Here is a 24,822-nt window from a genome sequence, read left to right as displayed (position 1 = left end):
ATTTTCAGATACTTGAAGGAAGTTACTTAAAGGCCTATCCTAGTAGTTAATGAGATTTACCTTACTAACTACATTTATTTTGGCCCTGTCTTGTACAAATTTAACAAGACCTCCTAAAACCAAGCCACAAGATGGTGCTCTAACAAATTTGCTATCTAAAATTAGTAAAAACAATTCAGTTAGCTGTGATGAGTATCGAAAGTTCTTACATACAGAATTTCCTTTACGCCCTTGGCTCCACGCTAATTACCACAAGAATTGTACAAAGAGCATTCAGGATTTAAGTGAAGAGTATAAAAATACTGAAGCTTATCCTTACTGGGCCAGAGAAGAGCTTATCGATGCGATTATTTCAAAGACATATTATACTGAGGTCTATGCCAGTGCGGTTTTAAATAAGGTCGATTACCTTAATACCAAAGGTGAAGTTGAAAGACTCTTAATTGATGCTATGAAAAAGTTCGAAGATGGTAGCCAGCTACAAGAACGAATCTATGAAAAACTCATTGATGTCTCACCTCGCTATATGAAAGAGCCACAACGTGAAAACTACTTAGATGTGGCCAAAAGTTTTGAACAAGATCGCCAATTCGTTAAGGCCCGTACATATTACCGAAAAATCATTCGCGATAAAGATACTCTTAAAGAAGATAAAGTCGAGGCATGGTTTAGGCTTGCTCACTCATATAAGAGAGAAAGAAAGAACGATAGCTTTAGAGATAATATCAGAAGCCTCGTACTGTACCTACAAAAGAATCGAGAGAGCCAAGAGCTTAAAGAGAAACACGCCGAGTACACAATTCGTCTCGCTCGAATTTACTGGACACAAGACAATCTTCAAAGGGCCGTAAGAGTCCTAAGAAACCTCCTATTATTTAAAGAGGTTCCAACAGAGTATGTCGTCACAACTTATTATACGATAGGTGGAATTTTTGAAGATCTAAGAAAATATGATCGCTCAATTAAGTTCTACAAGAAAGCCTATGCAGCAGTAGAAGAAAAGCATGAGCATCTTGAAAGCATTGTATGGAATGTAGCTTGGACAAATTACAAAGCTGGTAATTATGAAGAGATGATTCAATGGTTTGATCGCTATGAAGAAAAGAATAGCGATGAACCCAACTATCGTTTTCTCTACTGGAAATTTGTGGGGTTAAAAAAGCTTAATCGTTTTGATGAAGCCCAAAAATTACTTCTCAGAATTCAAAAAGAAGATCAGTTTGGTTACTATGGTCAGATCGCTCATATGAATCATACGAAGCTCAAGCATATCGATTACCGCGAGAAATTTGATATCTCAATTGATGAGCTGGCATGGGCGGTTTATCTTGGGAACACTGATCTTGCTAAGAAAATTATTGATAGTAATGATAAAGTCAGCTTTAGTGATCTATATGCTGCCAAGTACTACAATATTATGATTTTCAAGTTCTTTAGAGAGGACTCTAAAACACAAGAGAAGATCTTAAAGGAAGATCCGCAATTTGCCTTTCCTTTGGCATTTAAAAAAGAGTTCTTAGAAAACAATCGCTCAAAAACGGTAACAACACCACTGCTGATGAGTATTGCACGTCAAGAGTCAGCATTTAATCAATATGCAAGATCACCTGCAGATGCATTCGGGCTGCTTCAATTAATTCCAGAACAAGGAAAGAGGCTTTCTCGTCGCTACAAAATTCCGTACGAAGGATACGAGGATTTATATAATCCAAATATCAACATTACTTTTTCTAGCCTTTTATTAAATGAGCTTATGAAGAGAAGAAACAATAATTTTATTGATTTTGTTGCAAGCTACAATGCAGGGGGAACACCAATTCGCCGTTGGCGAAGCCGTATTATCCTTCCAGACTTAGAGTTTATTGAAGAGATCCCTTATAAAGAAACGAGAAAGTATGTAAAATTGGTCGCTAGAAACTATCTTATTTACTCTCGTCTTCTAAGTAATGAGCCGTTAACGTTGAAAGAAAATTTCTTCCGTAGTGGTTTTATTGATATGACACATTAGCATTCTTTGGAACGTTAAGGATGAAGTGCTTTGTCTTAAAGCTTTCGTTCTTAACGTTACTAAGCTCAAGCTTAACAACCTTTCCATCAGCGTAATTAATATCAATTGAAGCAATATTAGAAAATTCTTTCTTGCCCTTAAAAGTTAGCTTTGTTTCAACAACACCAGTTGATTTTACAGAAGCCTCTGTAAAAATGAGAACACTATAACTTGCCCCATCTTTAACTTTGTAATTCTTATTGGATTTTAGGCCACTCTTTAAAAGATCAAAAAAGTTAGATAGGCCTTTGTCGCTACCCTTATGAATAATTACTTCAGCTGGATCACCTGGCATAAAGCCGTCTCTTTTAATCCAAGTTGTTTTCTCATTTGTTACATAAACAAGTGCATCAGATCCCTTTTGTTCAAGCCTAAGCTTACCAGGGTACTCGTAATCAAATTGTCCAGTCGACTCTTTTGGAGTTCCCGTCAGTTGATTTTTTACAATTTGCTTATATTGAGTCGAAAAAGACCTTGGGACAAATCCCAAGGCCATATTAGAAATAATTAAAAGTGGTAGTAGCTTTTTCATTACTGTAATTGTACCGAAACTGCCTTCGAAACACCAGGCTCCTGCATTGTTACACCATAAAGTGTATCATTTAGCTCCATTGTTTTCTTATTGTGTGTAATAAGAATGAACTGTGACTCAGCACTCATTTCACGAAGAAGTTCATTAAAACGTCCAACGTTAGCGTCATCAAGTGGAGCATCGACCTCATCCAGTAGACAGAATGGTGAAGGTTTAACTAGGAAGATCGAGAAGATTAGAGAAACCGCAGTCATGGCCTTTTCACCACCAGACATTAGGTTAATATTCTGCATTTTCTTCCCAGGTGGTTTAGCGATAATATCAACACCACATTCAGCATCATCAATATCACCAACGATCTCAAGGCGAGCTTCCCCTCCACCAAAGATGATTGGGAAAACTTTTCTAAACCTCATATCAACTTCTTCAAAAGCAACCTTAAATCTTTCTTTTGATTTCTCATCGATATGATCGATTGCATTTTGCAGATCTTCTAGAGACTTTCTTAGTTCAACTTCTTGAACCTTTAGGAAGTCGTAACGAAGTTTTTGTCTATCGTAGTCCTCAATTGCTTGCCAATTAATTTCCCCTAGGCGACCAAATTCAGACTTATAGTTCTTAAGCTTAAATCCTTGATCCTTAAGGTCTTGACCGTACTTACGAACAAATTCATATGTTTCTTTTTCAATTTCTTTTGGACCATTTTCAGTTTCCATAAAGTACATTGTTGAAACATCATTAAGTTTTTCAAAGTCAGATTCATTATACTCTAGGTAGCGTCCAAGGGACTCACGAAGGTCTACGCGATACTTTTCAAAGATATTGCGAACGTTTTCTTCTTCTTCGTTAAGGCATCTCTCAAGACGAACTTCTTTTTCAGCAACTTCTTTATCTGCCTTATTTATATTTTTCGATAGTTCCTTAACCTGATCTTCTCTTTCTTGCATCGCAAGTAGAAGTTCAGAGAATTCATCCTTCATAATACTTAGGACTTCATCTTTACTTGCAAGGATATCTGCTTTTTCATTGTTAGAAATTTCAAGCTCTTCGATCTCAACTTGCATATTTTCAAGTTCACCTTCTAGCTTAGTGATAAGCTCAGTATTTGATTCCTTACGAAGGTTTTGTTTTTCAATTTGCTTTTCAATATCTTCAGACTGAGAACGTAGTGAGTTTACACGTTGCTCAAATGTCTTGGCCTCAACTTGTTTTGAAACGTATACCTCACGATCAGCTTCATAAACTTCATTCATTTCATTATAGCTATCACGAAGATCTTGAACTCTTTCACTAATATCTGCGATGGCCTCTTCAACTTCCGATTTATCCTTGTTGAATGACTCTTCTTTTTCAAGAATTGCAAGTCTTAGCTTAGAGGTTTCATCTTTACGATTCTTTAAGATATCAAGTCTTGTATTCCCCGACTCCATTGAAGCAAGCTTAGACTCAAGAGCAGAGTTCTTAGCTGCATAATCAGCACGAGCTTCACTTAGAGAAAGACGAGAGTCTTCAAGTTCATCAACTTTACTTCTTAGTAATTCATTTGAAGCTGTCACCTCTTCTTCAAGATTAGCTACTTTTTCATTAAGACTTACTAATTCATTTTCAAGGGCCTCAATTGTATTATTTCTCTCAATAGCACTTTGTCCCTGCTCACTAGACCCCTTAACATGAAGAACTGTTGCATTTTGACGATTACGTACTTGGATATTACCGCTGATGTCTGAAATTCCGCCAAATGAGATTGAACTCTCTAGTGAAACAACCTTATCAACATCAAGAGTTTCAACAATAAATAGACTTGATAAATATGGAGTAAGCTTTGCTTTATATTCTTCAGGAAGCTCAATGATATCACTTAGAGTCGTTAACTCTGCTCCAAGCTTAACTTGAATTCTTTCACGAGCTTCAGCAGAGATAATATCTGCAGACTTATCAGCTAGTAAGATTTCAAGAGCATTTTCATCATTCTCAGTAACCCAATTTTTAAGAAGAGATAAGTCACTCTCTGAAGTAACAAGAGACTCTAGAAACTCTCCTAAAAGAGCTGTTACAGCTTTTGTATACTTATCATCACACTTAATAATATTACCAAGAACATTGTACTTATCAGAGTCCACTTCACTTAGGAATTTAGAAACACCTTCTTTTGCACCTTCAAGTGAAGAGCGAATTTCCTTTAGTGAAGAAAGTCTTGATTGCTTTGTAATTTGTTCTTTCGTTAAATTCTTAAGCTCAGATTCAAGTTCACGATCTTTTTGTGTAAGTTCGTTTACCGTTTCCTTCAGAGTTAATTCAGACTCTGTTAATTCTTCCACTAAATTCTTAGCGGCCATAACATCATCTCTTTCCTTTGCTAGTTCACTTGAAACACCTGAGTACTGTTTCTCAATTGCTTCAATTTCTGTTGCAAGGTCTTGAAGAGTTGCAGCGTATTCTTCAAGTTTTGAGTTATTTTGGAAAGCTTGTTGATCCATTTTAACAAGCTCTTCTTTCTTAATTGATAGTTCTTCTTCAAGCTCGCTAATTTGCGCTTGTCTATCTTCTAACTCAGACTTAAGCGTCTCAAGCTTTTCACTTGCCGCTTCATAGTCATAATCTTCTTTTGAAGAAGTAATGACATCGTTGATCTCAGTTTCAATCTCTTCTTTCTTAAGAAGTCTCTCTTCGATCTCTTGAGCTAGTTCATCAATTTCTTTTTGTCTTTGCTCTAGTTGCTCTTCCTTATCAGTTAAAGACTTACAAAGAGCATTTAGTCTTTCTTCTGCAGCAGCTAGTTTATTTGATACTTCATTTCTTTCTTTTTGAGACTCATCGATTCTTGCAGTCTTCTCTTCTCTTTCAAAACGCTCTTCCTCAAGAGAAATTTCAAGAGAATCCTTCTTCATACTCCACTCTTCAAGATTGGCCTTCTTTTCAAGAAGTTCAGCACTACCGTCGCGAAGCTCACGAAGATCTTCGAATACTTTATGTGCAACAACAGAGATTTCAGTGCGTTTGATTCTATCTTTAAGCGTACGAGCTCTTTCAGCTTTCTCAGCTTGTTTTTGTAGAGACTTTAAATTCTTTTCAATTTCAATTGTGAGGTCATTTAGACGATTAAGGTTTTGTTCAGTAGCCTCAATCTTTCTCATTGATTCTTTCTTACGAACTTTAAACTTCGTAATACCAGCAACCTCTTCAATCATTGTACGACGCTCAACTGGCTTTGCTTGAACAAGTCTGTTGATCTCACCCTGTGCGATAATCGAATATGATTTTGCACCAGCACCTGTATCCATAAATACTTCTTGGATATCTTTTAGACGAGCTGGCTCTCCGTTGATACGGTACTCTGTATCACCGTTTCTATAAAGCTTTCTTGTTAGTTGAATCTCAGAAGGGTTTGCAACTTTTCCACCAATGTGAATATGCTTTCCATGCGTGTTTTCTAAAACGAGAGTTGCTTCAGCCCATGCAGCAGGGTTATATTTTGAAGAACCTGCAAAGATAAGGTCCTTCATCGAATTCCCTCTTAGGTGTTTAGCTGATTGCTCACCCATAATCCAAAATAAGGCATCAACAATATTCGATTTACCGCATCCATTTGGCCCAACGATCCCAGTAATACCATCGTCAAAGTTAATAATTGTACGATCTTTAAAGGATTTAAAGCCCTGGATAATTAGTCTTTTCAGTTGCACTTTGATTCACTCCGTCAATTTATCTCTATAATGTGTGTTGTGTAGGCCTTAATGTACCATTTTAAGCACCTAATCGTACACTTTTAAAATTTCAGTTACGCTAAATAAGAAATGTGTTTTCAGGCACTTAGCATGCTCAAATCCTAACAAGAACTAACACAATATATTTACTTGTACGTATTTCGTACTAGCACTTTACCTGAACACCAATTATGCCGATAAAAGTGCAATGGATAGCAACTCAAAAACAGTTTATTTTACGATCGACTTTCACCTCGTAGTACGAGAAAAGCCGCTTCTATACAATATCTACATCAACTCTTCGACGGTCAAAGGAAAGGATCACTACGTAAAAATAGTGCGCCCCGGTGAAGTACTTAATGATGAGGATATTGAAGGTTTTAGAAAATATCAGAGAATCCATGTTCTTGAATCAGAACGAGGACTTTATCTAAAGTCACTGGCCGAAGATGAAAACATAGAATCTATTGATAAGGTTTCTGTTATCAAAGACTCCGCAGTAAAACACCTAGATGATATCTTTAACCCTGGAAAAGAATTCAATACTGAGATTCTTGGGGAAGCACTCGATGGTTGTCATGACTCAATGAAGGCCATGGTAGATGTTATCAAAGACTACGATATCAATAGTCTAAAAAAACTTATTGGAGATTTATCTTTTCATGACTTCTACACATATGACCACTCTATCAATGTAAGCATGTACAGTGTTCTTATTTATAAACAACTTAAACCTAAAGCAAGTGAAGCAGACCTGGTAGCGATTGGACTTGGTGGTCTTCTTCATGACCTAGGTAAAACAAAAATTTCTACAGAAATATTAAATAAGACAGGAAATCTTACAGATGAAGAGTTTGCAGAAATAAAAAAACATCCAGAGCTCGGTGTTGAATTATTTCGAGAAGCAAACCCTGAATTTCCAGGTCTTAAGAAAGAGTCGATTGAAAAAGTCATCGTTGAACATCATGAAAATATTGATGGCTCAGGTTATCCAAAAGGAATCAAAGGCGAAGATCATCATATCTTTTCTAAAGTCGTTTCTATTGCCGATTTCTTCGATGCCATAACAACAAAACGATCATATTCACAGGCCCTTCCGATTGAGGATGCACTAGAGATTATGAAAAGAACTGTTGGTAAGAAGATTGATTCTGAGATTTTTGACTTCTTTGTAAAGAAAGTTTCAAAGGTTCTACTCACAGGTAAGACAATGATTGAACTTCCAGAAGACTTCAACACAGAGATTGCTCATGCTGAACTTCCGATTCAAAAAGTACAACCTAAAAAGCTTGGTGAGAACTTTACCAAAGCTTCTGATAATCCAAATAAAATTACAAAATAACGAGTAGAGGAATTTCTTCCTCTACTCGTTATTTTACTTCAAAACTAAAACGGGAAATAGAGAACCGAATAAAAGTACGGCCAAGACAATGTTAAAGATGGCCAAACGATATCCTTTCTCAAGAAAGGACTTAAGTCTCAGTCCAGCAAATACCCAAACAGAAATCGCAGGAATATCAACAAGACTATAAGCAAGAATCACAGCAACAACACCTAGTGTATTTCCATTTGTATAAATGGCCACTGCTGAAAGGGCCATCGTCCATGCCTTAGGATTAATCCATTGAAACATTGCCGCTTCAATGAATGACATAGGTTTTTTTATTTGAGCTTCTTCTTTTGCAAAAGTACTGAATGCAATTTTAAAAGCAAGAAGGGCCAAGTAAGTTCCACATGCCATTTGCATAATTTTTTGGATACCTGGATAGGTCTCAAAAATATCAGCGACACCAAAACCAATGACCGCGATCATAAAGATAAAACCAAAATAAACCCCAAGCATATGAGGTATGGTTTTTCTAAAACCGTGATTGGCCCCAGAAGACATCAAGAGAATATTATTTGGTCCCGGCGTAATAGCGGAAACAAAGGCAAAAGCTAAAAGAGGGTATAGATTTGTCGTGCTCATAGGGCACAGTTTACTCCATTTTAAGAATAAATTTATTGCAAAGAACTATACAATTAAGGGATAATTTGCAACATATGAAGAAAATTGACACCATTGACGAAAGAATATTGCAAGAATTAGAAAATGACGGAAGAATCAGTAATTCTGATTTAGCGGAAATTGTTGGCCTCTCACCTTCGGCCTGCCTTAGACGAGTTCAAGAACTTGAGAAGTCAAAGATCATCACAGGTTATCGTGCAAGAATCAATCGCGCCAAGCTTGGAACAAGTTTTACGGCCTATATAACTGTTGGTCTTTCTGTTCACACAAAGAAGTCACAAAAAGATTTTGAGATGGCCATTGCTGAGTCACCTGAAGTCATCGAGTGTCACAATGTTACAGGAAGCTTTGAGTATATTTTAAGAATTGAGACGACTGACCTTGTTTCTTATAAGACGTTTCACACAGATGTTCTTGGAACACTTCCACAAGTAAATTCAATATCAACATACGTTGTACTTGAGTCACCGAAAGATAAAAGAAAATAGAAAGGGATTTTAAAATGGTCGGAGTAGCAGGATTTGAACCTGCGACCCCTTGCTCCCAAAGCAAGTGCGCTACCAAACTGCGCTATACTCCGACATTGAAATTTTGGGTAGGCTATTTATAAGTGATCTTAACCTTTTTGGCAACCCAGAAATTAAACCTTTTTAAAGTTCTTGAAAAAACTTTATAGCAGCTGATACGGCCTTGGCCCTGTGAGAATTTTCATTCTTCCACTCTTCTAATTGCGCTACAGTTTGATCAGGAAAGGCTTTAGGGCAAAATACAGGGTCATAACCGAAGCCCCCATCACCTATGTAACTATCTGAAATCTCGCCTTCCATTCTTCCCTCAAAAAAATATATTTCCTCTGGAGATAAATAAAAACATAGGACACAGGTAAAGTAAGCATTTCGGTTTTGTTCACCTTTTAGCTTCTCTAAAAGTAACTCGGCCCTTTGACGATCAGCTAAACCTTCCCCGCCAAAACGCGCAGAGTAGATTCCTAACTCCTGAGGAAGAGCTTCAACTGTGATCCCTGAATCGTCTGCGACGACAGGTATCTTAAATTCCTCATAGTAAGCTTGTGCTTTTTTAAGAGCATTCTCTTGAAAAGTATTTCCATCTTCCACAACATCAAGTTTTGCGGCTGCTGCATTAATTGTAATATTAGTTTCTTTAAATAAAACAGCAAACTCTTCTGCCTTATGGGCATTTCCAGTCGCTAAGATAAATTCTTTCATTATTTCCCTAGTGCTTCTTTTTGTTTTTCAAAAACAACTTTTAAAGACTCGGCCGCACAATCCATTAGTGCATCCATTTGATCTCTAGAAAAAGCTTCTCCCTCTGCCGTTCCTTGTACTTCAATAAACTTTCCAGACTCAGTCATGACAATATTCATATCTGTATGACAGCTTGAATCTTCTTCGTAATTTAAGTCAGCAATGATCTTACCCTCACCATTAATTCCACAACTAATTGCCGCTAGTGGCTCAATAATTGGGCTTTCAGTAAGTTCACCTCTTGCAATTAAACTTTGGATTGCAAGTTCAAGAGCTATGAAACTTCCAGAGATTGAAGTTGTTCTCGTTCCACCATCGGCAACCATAACATCACAATCAAGAGTGATCATGCGCTCACCAAGTTTTTCAAGATCAACGATTGCTCTTAAGCTTCTTCCGATTAGGCGTTGAATTTCTTGTGTACGGCCACCAATTTTAGAGCGCTCTCTTCTTGATCTTGTATGAGTAGAACTTGGTAACATTGAGTATTCGGCCGTTACCCATCCTTTCCCACTTCCTTTCATCCATCTTGGGACACTTTCTTCAATTGAAGCTGTGACATGAACCTTAGTATTACCAAATTCTGCAAGAACTGAACCTGCTGCATATGGATTGATATTAATTGAAAAATTAACTTCTCTTGGGGTAGAACGTTCGATAAGTGACATATTGAATACCTCTGAATTTATTAGTATTGTTCGATAATAACATAATGAGAAAATCTATGAAACACCTACATTTTGAAGAAATTCCATCGACCCAAACAATTGCCATTGAAGAAGCGCACCATTATGACCAATTACTTGTCAGTGCCAAGCTTCAAACTTCCGCAAGAGGACGTCGACTTAATAAATGGGAAGACCTACAAGATAGTCTTTGTTTCTCTTGTAAATTGGAGGCCCAAGAGAAGCCAACTCTGCTGGCCCTTGAAGTTGCTGTAATGCTTAGTAACTATTTTAATGAGCACAAGCTGCTTCTCAAATGGCCAAATGATATTTTCAATGTAGATAGTCAAAAAATTATGGGGATCTTAGTTAATAAAGATGATGATAACTATATCGTTGGGATTGGTATTAACTATGGAGGACTTCCTCATGAAACATATGGGGTGTTAAAACCTGGAAATAAGTTAAGAGATATCGATTATAAAGAATTACCACTTAAAATCTATGATTACTTTTTAAATAACAGACTTACGGAAGAAGAGACTATCAATCAATGGAATGAAAGATGCTATCATCTTAACAAAGAAGTTAAAATTGTTGACGAAGACTCTGTTATAGAAGGTATTTTTAAAGGAATTGGGAGCTTTGGAGAAGCGCTCATTGAAGTGCAAGGAAAAATAGAGAAAGCCTATACAGGCTCTCTCATTATTAAATAACTATTCTGAAATTGAAGTTAAAACTTGCTTACTAATATTTTTAAGTTCTTTCTTAATAAGATTTTCTGCAAGATCAGGAACGATTTCCCAAATAATTTTTTCAATATTTTGTTCACAATATTCACGAGCATATTTTTCAATAATTGGTGCAACTTCATTTCTAAGCTCAGCTTTAAGCTCTTCAACGTCTACGGATGGTGCTGCAGTCGCAGGAGCTGCTGAAGTTGAAGTATTGATTGATGCAGTCGTCGATGTACCAAATGAGAAATCATCATTCATTTGTGTTACTGATGAAAGATTGATTTCATGCTCATCTTCTTCAGGAGATGAGAACATCTCAGAAGACTCTTCATCTGCATCCCATAGGTTCTCATCAGAAATTTCTTCAAAGTCTTGGTCATCATCAGTCGAAGCTTCAAAAAACTTATCGTCTTCAACTTCTTCAATATTCTCTGGGGCCTCAAAAGCTATTTCTTCAGACTCCTCTTCTTCAGGTTCTGGAAGATCAAAGTCATCTCCCAGCTCGTCATCCAAGTTTCCAAAATAATTGCTTACATCCAGCACAGAAGAAGATGCATCTTCTTGTTTGGCTTCAGGAAGACCTTCAATAACAGGTGGAAGTGTATCAAATTCTTTTGTTACATCACTACCCTTTAAGTTTGTAGGATCAAAACCCCAACCATCTAATTCAGACTGTAAGTTATTATCTATGTCTTCAGAGTCACCATCAAATGTATTATTAGCTGTAAGATCAAACTCTTGAGTCTTATCTTCTTCAGATTGAGCAATTGAGCTATCAACGTCCCAACCAGAAAAATTATCTTCTTCTTGGTCATTGCTCTCAAAACTTTCTTGAGTATCTTCTTGATCATCTTCAAAAGCATCATTTAATGTATCCATCTCAGATACACCACTTTCGATTAACTCATTACAAAGAGAAATAAATTTTTCCGTCTCAAATGGTTTAACAACCTTATCTGAATAACCACTAGAGCGTAATTTATTCTCGTCAACGATATCAAATGTACCAAGCATTGCTAATACAGGCGTTGTAGGAAATTTCTTACGAGTCTCTTCTCCTAACTTATAGCCATCATCAGAAAGGCCGAAATCGAGAAGGATAAGATCGAAATCATCACTTTTTGAAAATAATTCTGACTCATCAAGAGCTGAAACAATTTCAAAATCTTGATTTGCGAATGTAATATTTATTACTTTTTGGATTGTCTGACTGTCGTCAGCAACTAATACCTTTTTACTCATATAAAACCTCAATATATTGTTACGCAAAAAATCCAGCTAAGCAAGAGACAGTTTTAATGATTACGGTATGTTTCTAAATGATTGAATAGATAATAGCTGACTGATTATCTAGATTACCTCGACGATTGGCCCCATCAAAAAGATTATTAATCTGAATAACTTCATCTTGAGAAGATTCTTGAATGATTCTCTTAATATCGTGAAGACTTAGGCTTCCATAGACACCATCGCTCAAGACTATAATGCGATCATTTGGTTCGACATTTAACTCCCAAATTTTAGGAGCAATATCCTCATATAAACCCAGAGCAACTAAAGGGAATGTACTTTTTTGATGTGAATTATCTGAAATTGAAATTTGTGTAACACAGTCAGGAGTATTAACTAGTGACAGATCCCCATCACGATACATGAGAACTAAACAATTACCACATGAAACGATTGATAGAATATTCTCAGACAACATAGTTAAAGCAGCGGAAACTCCCCCCTTATCATTAAGGGGCTTACTCTTATTGATATCAAGAAGATTCTTATGTGCAATAAACATTGCATTCACTAAGGCATTAGTTTCTAATACATACTGCGGTGAATAGAAGTACGGCATTGTCGCGTTCGGATCACCTGATAGTTTTGAGAAGTATGAGTCAATTGACCTTTTAGCACTTTCTAAATTTCTATCTGATATACCAGAGCCACCAAAGCCATCAAAAATTCCAAAAATCTTTTGTTTAAGATTAATGAAAGTATTGTCCTCATTTAGATTTAAATAAGGGCCCTGATGTGTTCTAGCAAAGAAGCTTTGGATTTCTCTCATAGATTTTTCAGCCTTTCACTGGCCTTAAGGTAGTATTCGTTATCAATAGGTGAAATTTGTTGCACCTCTTGAAACTTCTCACGAGCATCTTCAAAAGAGCCAAGAGACTCTGAGATTAAGCCCTGTCGATATACCTTTCTTGCCCTTCTCGTTAATGTATCATTAATATCATCCAGTTCACTTTGGGCATCCAGTTCACTAGGATTATAACGTAAGACTTCTTTAAAAACTTCATAAGAAGCCTTAAGATCTTCGGCCTCTTTTAATGAACGGGCCTTTCCTAGTAATGGGCCAGTAATATTCTTAAGATTCTGACGAGACTTCTTAAGCATATCCACTGCTTTCTTCATGAGGTCTTCATCCATCGACTTTTCACTTATGAATAACTCCAAAGCACCAATGGCCTTAAACCACTCTTCTTGAAGAAAGAGTGTTTCTCCTGGTTTTAGTGCATCAACCATACGTTGTCTTTCCGCTTTCTTCTGAGCTTCTTCAAGTTCTTTTCGATTCTTTTCTTTGATATAAGAATCTAGCTCTAATTCAAGGTTAGCAACATCATAATTATTTGGATCCAGCTCTTTTATTTGTTGGAACAACCCACGAGATAAAGTGACATTTCGCTCTTTTACCGCATCTGCTGCTTTATCGAGTAGATTCTTCACCTTAGCTTGAATGAGCTTTCTCTTTTCTTCAGCACGTCTTTCAAGCTCTGCCTTTTCAAGCTCTGCATACTTATCTTTGGCGAGCTGATAAAAAGTTTGGGCCTGTTTATAATCTTTAGTAATCAGAAATAGCCTTTCAAACTCTGTGATTGCTTCTGCAACATTTCCTTCATTAGCATAACGAGTTGCTAACTGATAGAGGGCCTCTGCTTTTTCCTGCTGTTCTTTTGTAAGCTTCTTATCGATAGAAGTTACAACCTGTTTCTTCTTTTGCTCTTTTGCCTGTTTATCTTTTGCTGTCGCTTTTGGCTTCTCTCCACTATCAGGGAATAAGAACATATAGACACCAAGTAGTACGACAGTATAAATTAGAACTTTCTTACGCTTTTCTGGGTCGTTTAGAATTCGCTTTATAATAGATTTTTCTTCACTGGCCGCTGGATTATCAGATAACTCGAGATCATCAAAGCCTTCATCGTCTTCTGATACTTCAACAACTTCTTCGACTTCAATAACTTGGTTATCTTCAACAGGCATCAGCATATCTTGCTGACTTTTAATAAAGTCACTTGCAATTTTAACTGTAAAAGTCGTCGAACCTATAATGAATTCATCACCATTTGTGATTTCTTTTTGGTTAATTCTCTTACCGTTTAGAATAGTCCCATTGGCCGACTGTAAATCTTCTAAAACACACGTGATCTTATTTTTTCTGAGAACTGCATGAACAGAAGAGACCTCAGGGTCTGATAAAACAATCTGACATTTACTTGGATCTCGTCCTATATAAGTCTCAGGTAACTCAAGGTTAAAATGATCGTAAGGAACATCTTCACCAAATAGCTCAAGAACAAAGTTAGCAAAGCCTGAGAAAACTTGAGTTTTATCTCCTACATCATCATCTAATGTATCAATATCGTATGATTCATCACCATAATTATCGTCATAGTCACCGTCATAGTTTTCGTCGTAGTTTTCATCAAAGCCTTCAGAAAAGCCATCTTCTTGCTGACCAAACTCATCAAAACCAGCATCTTGGGTTTCTATATTTTCAGAAGCACTGAATTCATCTTGAACTTCATCGTTAGAGTCTTGCGTCGGAGCATCAAAAGCCTGAGTCTCTTCTTCAAAATCGGATGAGTTATCGATCGGGTCATCAATAATGACAGTCTCTTCCTCTTCAACAGAATCTTCTGGCTCCACTTCTCCAAAATCATCTTCTGGTAATTGTGGTTCCACGCTTTCTTGAACTACCTGTTCTTCGACTTCAAGGCTTTCAAATAAAACCTTATAATCATTACAAACAAGATAGTAACCACTTGAGACAGGAATCTCTTCAAGAAACATAGGTGCATTATTCACTAAAACAGTATCGTAAGTTGATAGTTTATTGAGTGTCCAACTTACACCGTTAAAATTTAGGCTTGCGAGTCTTCTTGAAATTTGAGGATCATCTAAATGAACGAGGGCCTCTTCAGAACGACCAATTAGGAAACTAGAGCTCTGCCCCATGATCACTTGATCATTAATCTCAATACGATTAAGAATTGTTCCATGTTTAGAAACAGTAATTATCACTCTTTTTCATCCCTAATTTTTCGGCCATATCTTCAACATTTTTCTTAGCTTCGATAAAGCGTTCATCTGTCTTATATTCAATTAAAAGCTTATAGATTGCACAGTACGTTCCCAATGCTCTATTATACTTCAAAGAATCTTTATTCTTAGTTGCTTGATCAAACATATCTTTAATTTTTTCATCAAGCCTTTGTTTTGCAATATTTAAGTGATAGGCAGCATTCCCATCATTTGGATCGAGAGTTAACGCTAAGTTGAACTCTTGCATGGCCCTAAAGTAATTACCTTCTCGTGCCTCACGTCTACCACGATGAATATAGGCTTCAACTTTTTCTCGTGTTTCGAAGTCCTCAACATACTTGCGACCGGTATTACTATTTGAAGAGTCAATAATTGTACTACCTTCTTTTTTAACACTGGCCTTTTTTGTCTTAGTATCGTCCCCGTCCATAAAAAAGAGTAACCCCATGACAGCAACTGCTATATAGATCAACTTCTTTCGTTTCTCTTCAGGAGTAGCAGGGCCCTTTTTTTTCTTAGGCTTAGCCTTCTTTTTTACTTCTTCCTCTTCTTCCTCGTCTTCATCCTCATCATCTTCAGGGTCTTCATATTCAACGAGGGCCTTCTCTTCTTTCACTTCAATAAAAGAGTATTTGAAAACAGTCGAGCCAACGATTATTTTATCGCCAGATTTAAGCTTGTGTTGAGTAACCTTTAGATCATTTACCATCACACCATTTTGTGACTTAAGATCAGTTAACGTGTATTCATTATTTACACGTGTTAATTCAATATGCTCACGAGAAGCTTGAGTATCAAGAATTTGAATGTCGTTTGAACTTAAACGACCAAGAACGATTCGATTACCATTTAAGTAATAACAAATACCTTTATTCTTCCCAGTCATACAGATAATACGATGGTACTGCCCAGAAGACTCTGGGGAAGATAAATTCTTTGTCATTCTAATTGCGGCAACCATTTATATTTAGTCCTCTTTAATTAGTGTAACATAGAACGCTTTAGCAAAATTATCTCGCCCTATTAAACTCGTAACAAAAATATTATAAAAGTGCCCAGAAAGTTCATATTCACCCTTCTGAGATGTACCTCCATTGTCAGCAGAGGCATCACATAATTCAATTATAGTAGCTGCAAATCCTTTTTCACGTGCCACATCTAAGAGGCTCATTCCCTCAGAAGAGCTCCCCCTAATTGCCGTGATATCTTCAGCTAGTGTATTGATATGAGACAGATTCTTTTGTGAATCTAAAACAAGGACTGCCCCTTGGGCTCCTTGCATGAACTCGTATAAGCTCGAAACATAGGATTCATCACTTTCCATTTCATCGAAGCTCATTTCATCATCAGTTTTTTGAAGCTCTCTAATTCTTTGAATCATGGAGTTGATCGATGACCTCAGTGGATCAATTTCCGACCAAAGGTATTCACTATCAACGCTTTTACGATTTCCTCTTAGTGCCTCTTCAATTTGAAACTTCATTTCATCTAGATGCCTAATTGTCATATAGTAAACAATAGCGAAGAAGACGATAGAAGCAATAAATGAAGTAATAAGCGCCTCTAAGTAAGCAACACGACTTTTCGAGGCTTCATCAGCAATTGAAGAAGGCTTAAACCTAATCGCAATTACACCTACTACATCAAGCTGACCTGTTTTAACATTAGTTGCTTTAATCTTTTGTCCAATTCCAATTTCACCATTTGATAAACGACTTACCATTGGACGATCATCAGAATTTTTCATAGTCCTTTCGGCCCACTCTCTTACTTGGACAGAAAAAGGATCATCAATATACATATTAAGCTTTGTAAGAGGTCTTACAATTCGTCCATCGATATCAAATAGATCATAAGAAACAACCCCGTTATTTCCTTGTTCCATAAACTTCGTGTCGACTCGATCAAGATCTTTTCTGGCCAAAGCACCTCTATTTTGTCTTTTAATCTCATCAGCATAGTGAGCACCACGCTTAGCGACTTCTAGTAGAAGTAAACTTTGCGAAGTCTTCATAACTGGAAATATTGTAAGCGTTACGGTAACAACAACAAAAATTGCCAGTAAGATACCAGTTAACACACGCCACTCATACTCTTCATTGATCCCATGAACAAGTGGCATTAAACGATATTTAAAAAGCCAGATAATCTTACCAAAGATATTCTCTGGCATTTCACCACCAGTAATATATGTTGGCTCATCATCTTCTTCTACGGTCTCGATCCTTTTCTTAATAATCTTCTTTTTCTCTTTAACGAAGACCACTTGAAGAATTGAATCTGGAAGCGCTATTTTATCACCATTTTTAACAGTGGCCCTCTTAACAGCTTTACCATTAACAAAAGTTCCATTTGAACTTCCAAGATCTTTAACAAACGCAACATCTTGAGTAACTGTAACTGATAAATGCTTTTTAGAAACACCATTTACAGGAAAGTGAACACTACATTCCTCAGAGCGTCCTAGGGTATTTTCCCCTTCTTCTAAAATATACTCTTGTCCACGTAGCTTACCAGCTACAACAACTAACTTATACATAACTCTAGAGTATCCCCTTCCTTAATCTCTTGAGGCAACTGTCCATCAGCCAACTCTAGTACACGACTAGCACTGAAAACAATTTGCGTATGTCTCCATGGTTTTAGTCCACGGTATATTTTCTTTATTTCGTTCTTACTATTAAAGAACACAACATCGATTTTATAATTCATAAAACATGTATGAATCGCATTTGTTCCATAGAAAATCATGCCATCAAATCCGTCCATGCTTTCCGAAAACATTAGTCCTTTTAGCTTCTTATAAAAAGAGTCTGCTACTATCGCTCGCTTGCAAATTTCAATTCCATTACAAGAAATCTTCATTACTTTCCTCCTACAAGCTCAACAACAAGAGGAGCAAAGATCATCAACAGAACAGATGGAACAATAAATGCCATCATCGGAAATAAAATTTTAGTGGCAGCAGTGGCACCTTCTTTTTCAATTTGAGCTGATTTCTTTTGTCTGATCTCAATTGATAATGCTTTTAGTATTGGTCCGATTGAAGCACCGACAGAGTCAGCAGCAATAAGAGTTGCACAAAATGAAGATATTTGAATTAAGTCCACTCGCCAGGCCATATTTCTTAATGCCTCAGCACGACTTGCCCCAATCTTAATTTCTTTAAGAAGGATTTCGAATTCTTGAGTTAGCGGACCTGGCTTCGCTTTATCCACAACTTTTGTCATTGCAGCAATAAAATCTAGACCAGCTTCAACAGAAAGAGCTAGCATATCAACAGAAAATGGCATTCCATTAATAATATCTTTTTGGCGTTGTTCAATTTTTCCTTTAATCCAAATATCAGGATACAAGAATCCAACAAGGGCCATAACAGGTATTAACGATAGCTTCCAATCAGCTTCAGTAAATTCTCTTACAGCTAAGAACATAATTGGAAAACCAATGATGAGAAATAACTTAAAGGCAAAGAAGTCTTCAGGTGTCATGTCCTCTGTTAATCCAGCACTTGCTAACTTTCTTTTATACTTCTCTTTAATTTTCTTCTTGCTCTTCATCGAAGAAACAATTGGCGAGATATAGCGCTTAAAGAAAGGCCTAGAGTATTGGAGAACAAAACCGTGCTTCTTAACATTATCAGCTTTCTTAGAGCCGCCTTCCTCTAATTTTTGTGCCGCTTGAAATGATTCGTTATCTTGAAACATCATTTGCGTCACAATATAGACGGCAATCCCAATAAGAATAATTCCGGCCCACATAAGGAGCTGTGAACTTTCAAATAACTCAGCTCCCTTTCTATAATCACAAGCATTCTGCTCACCATTATCACAGGCACTAATAATTAACTTCTTCCCTTCGGCAGCGTAGTTAATACCATCTTGTTTAAAGCTCTTATCAGTAAATGTTTGATAAAGAAGACCTTGCTCAAAACAGCTTGATTGATTTCCTTTTTTACAAGATTCATCAAGTAAGTTTGCATGGTCACGTTTTGAATAATTGGCATAGCTCTGCGCATTTGCATCGAATGTTACGAGCAACGTAAACATGTAAAACAATAAAGAAGTTATGAGACCTTTAGTCATAACATAAGAATATCAAAAATAATTGATTTCAAGCAGTTAGAGGCAATATTGGCCCTATGTGCTAACCTTGATTAACCTGCTCAACAATAGATAAGTTCTCTTTGGTTCCCACCTTACCTGCGACGTCAGGAATATAAGTAGGTGAGTAATTTGATAGGTATTTTTTCTTAAGCTCTAAAACTCGTTCATATTTTTGTGAGATATCCACTTTATCAATATCTCCGGCCTCAAATGCCTGTTTCACATAATCATATGCTTCACGACAAGCTTCAAATGAACGATATTCAATAACATCTGCACCGGCACTAAGAGCTTTTAGAGCTGCTTCACCAATTGTAATTTCGTCAGAGATGGCCTTCATTTCCATATCATCAGATATAATTACTTTCTTAAAGCGCAGCTCTTCACGAATTAATTCATAAGCCTTTTTAGAGAATGTACAAATATTTTCTGGATCGATTGCATCCACTTTTAAATGTGCCATCATAACAAAATCAACTCTTGCTTTAACAGCTTTTACAAATGGAATAAATTCATTTTCTCTAAGTTCTTCAAGAGACTTATTAACTACTGGAAGTTTAAAGTGTGAATCTTCTAATGTGTCACCATGTCCAGGAAAGTGTTTTGCACATGACATAATTCCACTAGTTTGTTGTCCACGAATAATAGCTGAAACAAATTTCGTTACATCATCAGCATTATCACCGAATGCGCGGTCACCAATAACAGTATTTTTTGGATTTGTGAAAATATCACAAACAGGCCCAAGATTTAAATTTACTCCACAACTTAAAAGCTCATTAGACATCAATTGCGAAATTTCAAAGCATAGCTTTGGAGAAGCAGTTTTTGCAACGTCTAACATCGGTGGAATTATAGTAAAGCCTTCACGAAATCTTTGCACTCGTCCACCTTCATGATCTGTTGCTATGAAAAGTGGATAGTTATCACGTAGTGATTGAATATTGTTAATTAGCTCTGCTAACTGAGCTGGAGACTCATAGTTTTGTTTAAAAAGAATAACTCCACCAATATTTTCTTTTTGAATAAAGCTTTCTTCTTCTGTCGTTAATTGTGTACCACTGATACCAGTAATAAATAATTGACCTAATATATTATTCATCTATTTGCCTTTACCTTTAAGTTTTGGATCTAAGTAATCTCTTAGGCCATCACCAAAGAGATTTAAAGAGATAATTAAACCTGTCATTAGTAAGCTAGTCACGATTACAACATGAGGTGCCTCTAAAAGAACTAGCTTTGCCATCGCAAGGATTGCTCCCCATGAGTATTCACTTGCTCCCAATCCAAGGAATCCTAAACTAGCCTCACTAATTATAACTCCACTTATTCCAAGAACAAAGTGAATGGAAATAACTGGTACAATACTTGGTAAAATTGACTTATAGAATAAACGAAATTCACTTACTCCTATTGCTCTTGCACTTTCAACATATCCTAAATTTAAGACACGCATTGTCTCGCCTCGAGCAATACGAGCATAACCAGGCCATGATGTGAAAATTAGACAGAGTACTAATCCAGTAAAAGATTGTCCCGAAAAAGACATAACTAAAATGGCGAGTAAAATACTAGGAAAAATAAAAATTAAGTTAGTAAACATATCCATTATTTCAGAAACAAACTTAATTTTTATTGCAGATAGATAACCTATAACAATACCAATAACACAAGCACTAGAACTTATTAAAAGAGAAATCCCTACTGTGTAAATAAGCCCAACGCTAAGAACCTTAAATAAGCTCCTTCCATTGATGTCTGTGCCTAAAAAATAATCTTGTGAGAAAGGTGCAAACAATTCATGAGATATAATACTTGAAGGAGTATAGTTAAAACCATTCATAAATAACCAAAGTAAGGCCCATACAATATATATTGAAAGGATGACGCCACCGAAGATCATTTCATTGTTTATTTTCTTCTTTCTCACTAACCTATCCTTGGATCAATTTTTTCATTTAAATAATCAACTAATACATAAACAAGCATATAGATAACTGTTGAGTAGGCGATAATCCCCTGTACCAGAGGATAATCACGATTATTAATGGCCTCAAACAATAGAGAGCCAAGACCAGGAATATCAAAAATAGTTTCAGTAATAACAGTACCGGCCAGTACTACAGAAAGTTGAATTGCAACAACATTTAAAATCGTCGGCATACAAATTTTAACTAGGCGATATACGATCGCAGAGTTTGAAAGTCCCTTAGCATTTAAAACCAAAACCCATAACTGAGATTCTTCTTCAAGATACTTATTTCTCATTACTCTTACGATTACAGATGATAGAGGAAGAACTAATGTCGTCACAGGAATTACCATATGCATGACAGATTCCCACTGAGAAACTGGAAAAATCCCGAGCTTAATTGAAAAAACTAAAACAAGTAATGGAGCCAAAGAGAAGATAGGAAATGACAACAGAGTTAAAGTAATTACACGTATGGCCGTATCTGGTAATTGTGATTTCTTAATTGCAGAAATAACACCAATAGCAATTCCAATTGGTGTTGATATTAAAATTGAAATTAATGCCAACACAAGAGTTGGTGGAAAGTTTTGTTTTATTAGAGTAACAACTGACTCTTTCTTAAAAAATGACTTTCCTAGATCAAGAGTGATGATTCCTTTTGCAAAATCAACATATTGCTCAACAAGTCCTTTATCAAGTCCTAGTTCAGCACGATACTTTTGGATTTCTTCAACCTTAGCTTCGGGCCCAAGTAATCTTTCCACAGGATCACCAGGAGTTAATCTCAAGGCAAAAAATATCGTAGTAATTGCAAAAAATAATGTAAAAAATGATTTTAAGAATAACTTCATTTAACCAACTCTTTTGATAGGCCTTGGGATGCCCAGTAGTGACCAACAACATCTAGGTTCTTATTTAATATATAAACTTGCTCCTGGCCGCCAGCGGCTAAGAGAAAGCGATAATTTCCTTTTTTATCAAATTCATCAAAACTTAATCTTGCTTCAGAAAGGATTTCTTTAGGAATATTTAAATATTGTTCTTGGAAGTATGGAAAGCTTTCCCAAAGAATATGAAAATTCATGTCACCATTTTTTTTCTCTATGGCCTTCTTGATAAACCCTGATACCTTTGCACAATCAATAATCGATGAATAAAAACAAATTGCTTTTACTCCACGAGGAACATCAAACTCACGTTGTCCCAACCATTTATACTCTGGTGAATTTAGATTATAGAGGATCTTTCTTCTTTTTAAGTCAATCTGTCCACTTACTGTGTAAACATCATTATTTAAATAAAATGTTGATTCGTACTTAATTGGTACTAAGAAGAATACTTCCTTAGCAATTTTCTTTCTCTTTGAGATAACTATAGTCTTCTCATAGACTTTAGATTTGTTAACTGGAGAAACAATCTGTGTTTTTCGTACGTATTCACGATCCTTGTTAAAGCCAGACATCGTTTCAACAAGATACTCGCCACTTACTTCTAGTTGCTTATATTGATTAGTAGCCGCCGTCAGCTGATCATTAATATCGTCGTTCAGCACACTACATGAAGCAATTAAGAATAGAAAAAGCACACCAAGAGGTCGCAACATAAACTACTCCTCTATTTTTTGATTAATATACTTATTAAATTCCTCATCAAGTGAAGTTAAAATTATTGATTTATCATCAAGCTCTTGCAGATATGATTCTAGCTCGCCATTACTCTCGAATTTAATACCAATTTTTTTCATTGGAATATTATCGAGTCTAAAATTTACATAATCGATATCGTAAACTTTTTGGATATTTGAGATGTCATATGAATTTTTTTCTAAAACTAAAGTTCCCATTGAGAACTTCTTATTTGAGAAGTTTTTGAAGTCCTGAAGAGACATAACAAAGGAAGCACCATTACTTGAAATATCAATTAACTTAGCACCTCTTAATTCAGGAAAGTCACTCATTGAGCTAGAGAAATCTTTAATGAATGAATCTTCTTTATTTTTTGATTTATTAAAGTGAAGAACATTATCTGCAGAAGGCAGATCTTCTTCAACGGCATCAAAGTAGAGATATGAAGACGTCATATATGAAACATTGAATCTCATATCTGCTCTTCTTTCACTTCGATAAACTTTACCATCGATTTTTAACTTACCACCATCAACAATGCCCTTAAAAAAGTAGCTCATATAGCGAAGACTAAAATTCGCCATAACAACACCATTAAGTGAGTGATTATCATCAATAATTAGAGTATCCTCTTCAATTGCAAAAATCTCAACAGAAGCAACTTGCTGTGAGTTCGACCAAATTTTTAATTTACTCTTTGTGGCAATAAGCTCCCTGATTTTTAGTTTTATATCAGAGAGCTCTAATTCGATAAAAAGATTTTTAGAATTCAATTGTAAACCTATCTTCGACTTATGATAGAGTCGCTACTTGTTTTAAAAGATCGATTGACTCTAGTGCCTTACCACATCCACGAACAACACAAGTAAGTGGATCTTCAGCAAGAGCTACCGGAAGACCAGTTCTTTCTTTAATTAAAACATCTAGGTTTGCTAGAAGTGAACCACCACCAGCTAGAATAATTCCGTTATCAACGATATCGGCTGCTAGCTCAGGAGGTGTTTTTTCTAATGAAGTTTTGATTGCTTCAACAACTTCTGCAATTGGATCAGAAAGTGCATCTCTGATTTCGTCAGAAGTAACTTCGATAATCTTTGGAGCACCCGCTACAAGGTCGCGTCCCTTAACTTCGTATGTTCTTACTTCATCATCAAATGGATATGCATTACCAATCGACATTTTGATTTGTTCTGCAGTTCTCTCACCGATTAGAAGTGAATACTTTTTCTTAATATATGAAGCAATTGCTTCATCAAATTTATCACCTGCAACTCTTTCAGATTGAGAGTAAACAATACCACCAAGTGAAATGACTGCAACTTCAGTAGTACCACCACCAATATCAACAATCATATTCCCTGAAGGCTCAGTAATAGGAAGTCCAGCACCAATAGCTGCGGCCATTGGTTCTTCAATTAAATAAACTTCACGAGCACCTGCTTGCTCAGCAGATTCTTTTACCGCACGCTTTTCAACCTGAGTAATTCCAAAAGGAATACATATGATAATTCTAGGCTTAACAAGCTTTGAACCTGATAGTGATTTTTGGATGAAGTACTTAAGCATCGCACCAGTCACTTCAAAGTCAGCGATTACTCCATCTCTCATAGGACGAATAGCTTGAATAGATCCAGGTGTACGACCAAGCATTTGTTTTGCTTCCGCACCCACAGCAAGTACTTTTGAGCCAGTACCTTTATACCCTTGGTGTACTGCTACAACAGAAGGCTCATTTACAATGATTCCTCTATCTTTAGCGTAAACAAGAATATTTGCCGTACCTAAATCGATCGCAAGATCGTTTGAGAAGAAATTAAAAAATTGCTTTAACATTTCAT

The 24,822-nt window shown here is 36.3% G+C and carries 22 protein-coding genes and 1 tRNA gene; 4 read left to right on the top strand and 19 right to left on the bottom strand.

What is annotated here, in order from left to right:
• Positions 1 to 49 precede the first annotated feature (49 nt).
• On the top strand, positions 50 to 2,008 hold the full coding sequence (locus tag ABMA76_RS08755; RefSeq protein ID WP_393061391.1) for a transglycosylase SLT domain-containing protein: 1,959 nt from the start codon (positions 50 to 52) through the stop codon (positions 2,006 to 2,008).
• On the opposite strand, the gene ABMA76_RS08750 is transcribed toward ABMA76_RS08755, so the two are convergent.
• Together ABMA76_RS08750 and smc are read right to left on the bottom strand one after the other, a co-directional pair.
• Positions 1,989 to 2,579 carry an outer membrane lipoprotein carrier protein LolA gene (locus tag ABMA76_RS08750; protein ID WP_393061389.1) on the bottom strand — a complete coding sequence of 197 codons (591 nt, stop codon included), beginning with the start codon at positions 2,577 to 2,579 and terminating at the stop codon, positions 1,989 to 1,991. The two genes, ABMA76_RS08755 and ABMA76_RS08750, sit on opposite strands and share 20 nt — an antisense overlap.
• The gene (gene smc / locus ABMA76_RS08745; RefSeq protein ID WP_393061387.1) at positions 2,579 to 6,262 is read right to left on the bottom strand and encodes a chromosome segregation protein SMC; all 3,684 of its coding nucleotides are present in this window, start codon (positions 6,260 to 6,262) and stop codon (positions 2,579 to 2,581) included. The genes ABMA76_RS08750 and smc overlap by 1 nt, the downstream gene beginning before the upstream one ends.
• A 229-nt stretch (positions 6,263 to 6,491) precedes the next feature.
• On the opposite strand from smc, the gene ABMA76_RS08740 reads away from it, so the two are divergent.
• Positions 6,492 to 7,625 (top strand): HD-GYP domain-containing protein, encoded by a 1,134-nt coding sequence (locus ABMA76_RS08740; RefSeq protein WP_393061385.1) that lies wholly within the window; start codon positions 6,492 to 6,494, stop codon positions 7,623 to 7,625.
• A 33-nt stretch (positions 7,626 to 7,658) separates the two neighbouring features.
• Here ABMA76_RS08740 and ABMA76_RS08735 read toward each other — a convergent pair whose 3' ends face one another.
• Complete coding sequence (locus ABMA76_RS08735; protein WP_393061383.1) at positions 7,659 to 8,252, bottom strand: LysE family translocator; 594 nt, start codon at positions 8,250 to 8,252, stop codon at positions 7,659 to 7,661.
• Between the two features lie 74 nt (positions 8,253 to 8,326).
• Between ABMA76_RS08735 and ABMA76_RS08730 the strand changes: the two genes are divergently transcribed.
• Entirely contained in the window at positions 8,327 to 8,779 is a 453-nt protein-coding gene (locus ABMA76_RS08730) for an Lrp/AsnC family transcriptional regulator (RefSeq protein ID WP_392909726.1), read from the top strand.
• 15 nt (positions 8,780 to 8,794) lie between these two features.
• Here the strand turns inward: ABMA76_RS08730 and ABMA76_RS08725 are convergent.
• The 3 genes from ABMA76_RS08725 to rph form a co-directional block, all read right to left on the bottom strand.
• A tRNA-Pro gene (locus ABMA76_RS08725) sits at positions 8,795 to 8,871 on the bottom strand.
• 70 nt (positions 8,872 to 8,941) lie between these two features.
• Entirely contained in the window at positions 8,942 to 9,517 is a 576-nt protein-coding gene (rdgB, locus tag ABMA76_RS08720; RefSeq protein ID WP_392909724.1) for an RdgB/HAM1 family non-canonical purine NTP pyrophosphatase, read from the bottom strand.
• Complete coding sequence (gene rph, locus ABMA76_RS08715; protein ID WP_392909723.1) at positions 9,517 to 10,224, bottom strand: ribonuclease PH; 708 nt, start codon at positions 10,222 to 10,224, stop codon at positions 9,517 to 9,519. Before rph ends, rdgB begins: the two co-directional genes overlap by 1 nt.
• A gap of 44 nt (positions 10,225 to 10,268) precedes the next feature.
• On the opposite strand from rph, the gene ABMA76_RS08710 reads away from it, so the two are divergent.
• A complete protein-coding gene (locus tag ABMA76_RS08710) occupies positions 10,269 to 10,937 on the top strand; it encodes a biotin--[acetyl-CoA-carboxylase] ligase (protein ID WP_393061381.1) in 669 nt (222 codons plus the stop codon).
• On the opposite strand, the gene ABMA76_RS08705 is transcribed toward ABMA76_RS08710, so the two are convergent.
• The 13 genes from ABMA76_RS08705 to ABMA76_RS08645 all read right to left on the bottom strand — a co-directional run bounded on the left by ABMA76_RS08705 (position 10,938) and on the right by ABMA76_RS08645 (position 24,817).
• Positions 10,938 to 12,200 carry a response regulator gene (locus ABMA76_RS08705; protein WP_392909721.1) on the bottom strand — a complete coding sequence of 421 codons (1,263 nt, stop codon included), beginning with the start codon at positions 12,198 to 12,200 and terminating at the stop codon, positions 10,938 to 10,940.
• Positions 12,201 to 12,273: 73 nt separating this feature from the next.
• Entirely contained in the window at positions 12,274 to 13,017 is a 744-nt protein-coding gene (locus ABMA76_RS08700) for a PP2C family protein-serine/threonine phosphatase (RefSeq protein WP_392909719.1), read from the bottom strand.
• Positions 13,014 to 15,257, bottom strand: coding sequence for an FHA domain-containing protein (locus ABMA76_RS08695; RefSeq protein WP_393061379.1), 2,244 nt, complete (start codon positions 15,255 to 15,257; stop codon positions 13,014 to 13,016). The genes ABMA76_RS08700 and ABMA76_RS08695 overlap by 4 nt, the downstream gene beginning before the upstream one ends.
• Positions 15,238 to 16,239, bottom strand: coding sequence for an FHA domain-containing protein (locus ABMA76_RS08690; RefSeq protein WP_392909717.1), 1,002 nt, complete (start codon positions 16,237 to 16,239; stop codon positions 15,238 to 15,240). Before ABMA76_RS08690 ends, ABMA76_RS08695 begins: the two co-directional genes overlap by 20 nt.
• 6 nt (positions 16,240 to 16,245) lie before the next feature.
• Positions 16,246 to 17,817 carry an FHA domain-containing protein gene (locus tag ABMA76_RS08685; protein WP_392909715.1) on the bottom strand — a complete coding sequence of 524 codons (1,572 nt, stop codon included), beginning with the start codon at positions 17,815 to 17,817 and terminating at the stop codon, positions 16,246 to 16,248.
• Positions 17,805 to 18,143: a DUF192 domain-containing protein gene (locus ABMA76_RS08680; protein WP_392909714.1), complete on the bottom strand. Its 339-nt coding sequence runs from the start codon at positions 18,141 to 18,143 to the stop codon at positions 17,805 to 17,807. Before ABMA76_RS08680 ends, ABMA76_RS08685 begins: the two co-directional genes overlap by 13 nt.
• Positions 18,143 to 19,327, bottom strand: coding sequence for a type II secretion system F family protein (locus ABMA76_RS08675; protein ID WP_392909713.1), 1,185 nt, complete (start codon positions 19,325 to 19,327; stop codon positions 18,143 to 18,145). Before ABMA76_RS08675 ends, ABMA76_RS08680 begins: the two co-directional genes overlap by 1 nt.
• A 97-nt stretch (positions 19,328 to 19,424) precedes the next feature.
• Positions 19,425 to 20,486, bottom strand: a complete 1,062-nt coding sequence (gene nagZ / locus ABMA76_RS08670; RefSeq protein ID WP_392909711.1) for a beta-N-acetylhexosaminidase — start codon at positions 20,484 to 20,486, stop codon at positions 19,425 to 19,427.
• Positions 20,487 to 21,314 carry an ABC transporter permease gene (locus tag ABMA76_RS08665; RefSeq protein WP_392909710.1) on the bottom strand — a complete coding sequence of 276 codons (828 nt, stop codon included), beginning with the start codon at positions 21,312 to 21,314 and terminating at the stop codon, positions 20,487 to 20,489.
• The gene (locus tag ABMA76_RS08660) at positions 21,314 to 22,210 is read right to left on the bottom strand and encodes an ABC transporter permease (RefSeq protein ID WP_393061377.1); all 897 of its coding nucleotides are present in this window, start codon (positions 22,208 to 22,210) and stop codon (positions 21,314 to 21,316) included. Before ABMA76_RS08660 ends, ABMA76_RS08665 begins: the two co-directional genes overlap by 1 nt.
• Positions 22,207 to 22,962 (bottom strand): hypothetical protein, encoded by a 756-nt coding sequence (locus ABMA76_RS08655; RefSeq protein WP_393061376.1) that lies wholly within the window; start codon positions 22,960 to 22,962, stop codon positions 22,207 to 22,209. Before ABMA76_RS08655 ends, ABMA76_RS08660 begins: the two co-directional genes overlap by 4 nt.
• A 3-nt stretch (positions 22,963 to 22,965) precedes the next feature.
• Positions 22,966 to 23,757 (bottom strand): hypothetical protein, encoded by a 792-nt coding sequence (locus ABMA76_RS08650; protein WP_393061374.1) that lies wholly within the window; start codon positions 23,755 to 23,757, stop codon positions 22,966 to 22,968.
• 19 nt (positions 23,758 to 23,776) lie between these two features.
• On the bottom strand, positions 23,777 to 24,817 hold the full coding sequence (locus ABMA76_RS08645) for a rod shape-determining protein (protein ID WP_021266421.1): 1,041 nt from the start codon (positions 24,815 to 24,817) through the stop codon (positions 23,777 to 23,779).
• Positions 24,818 to 24,822: the final 5 nt, after the last annotated feature.

It is taken from the genome of Halobacteriovorax sp. ZH5_bin.2 (genome assembly GCF_043196375.1).
Lineage (GTDB): Bacteria > Bdellovibrionota > Bacteriovoracia > Bacteriovoracales > Bacteriovoracaceae > Halobacteriovorax_A.
The sequence above is the reverse complement of the archived record's forward strand: the minus strand, read 5'-3'. Positions and strand labels throughout refer to the sequence as shown.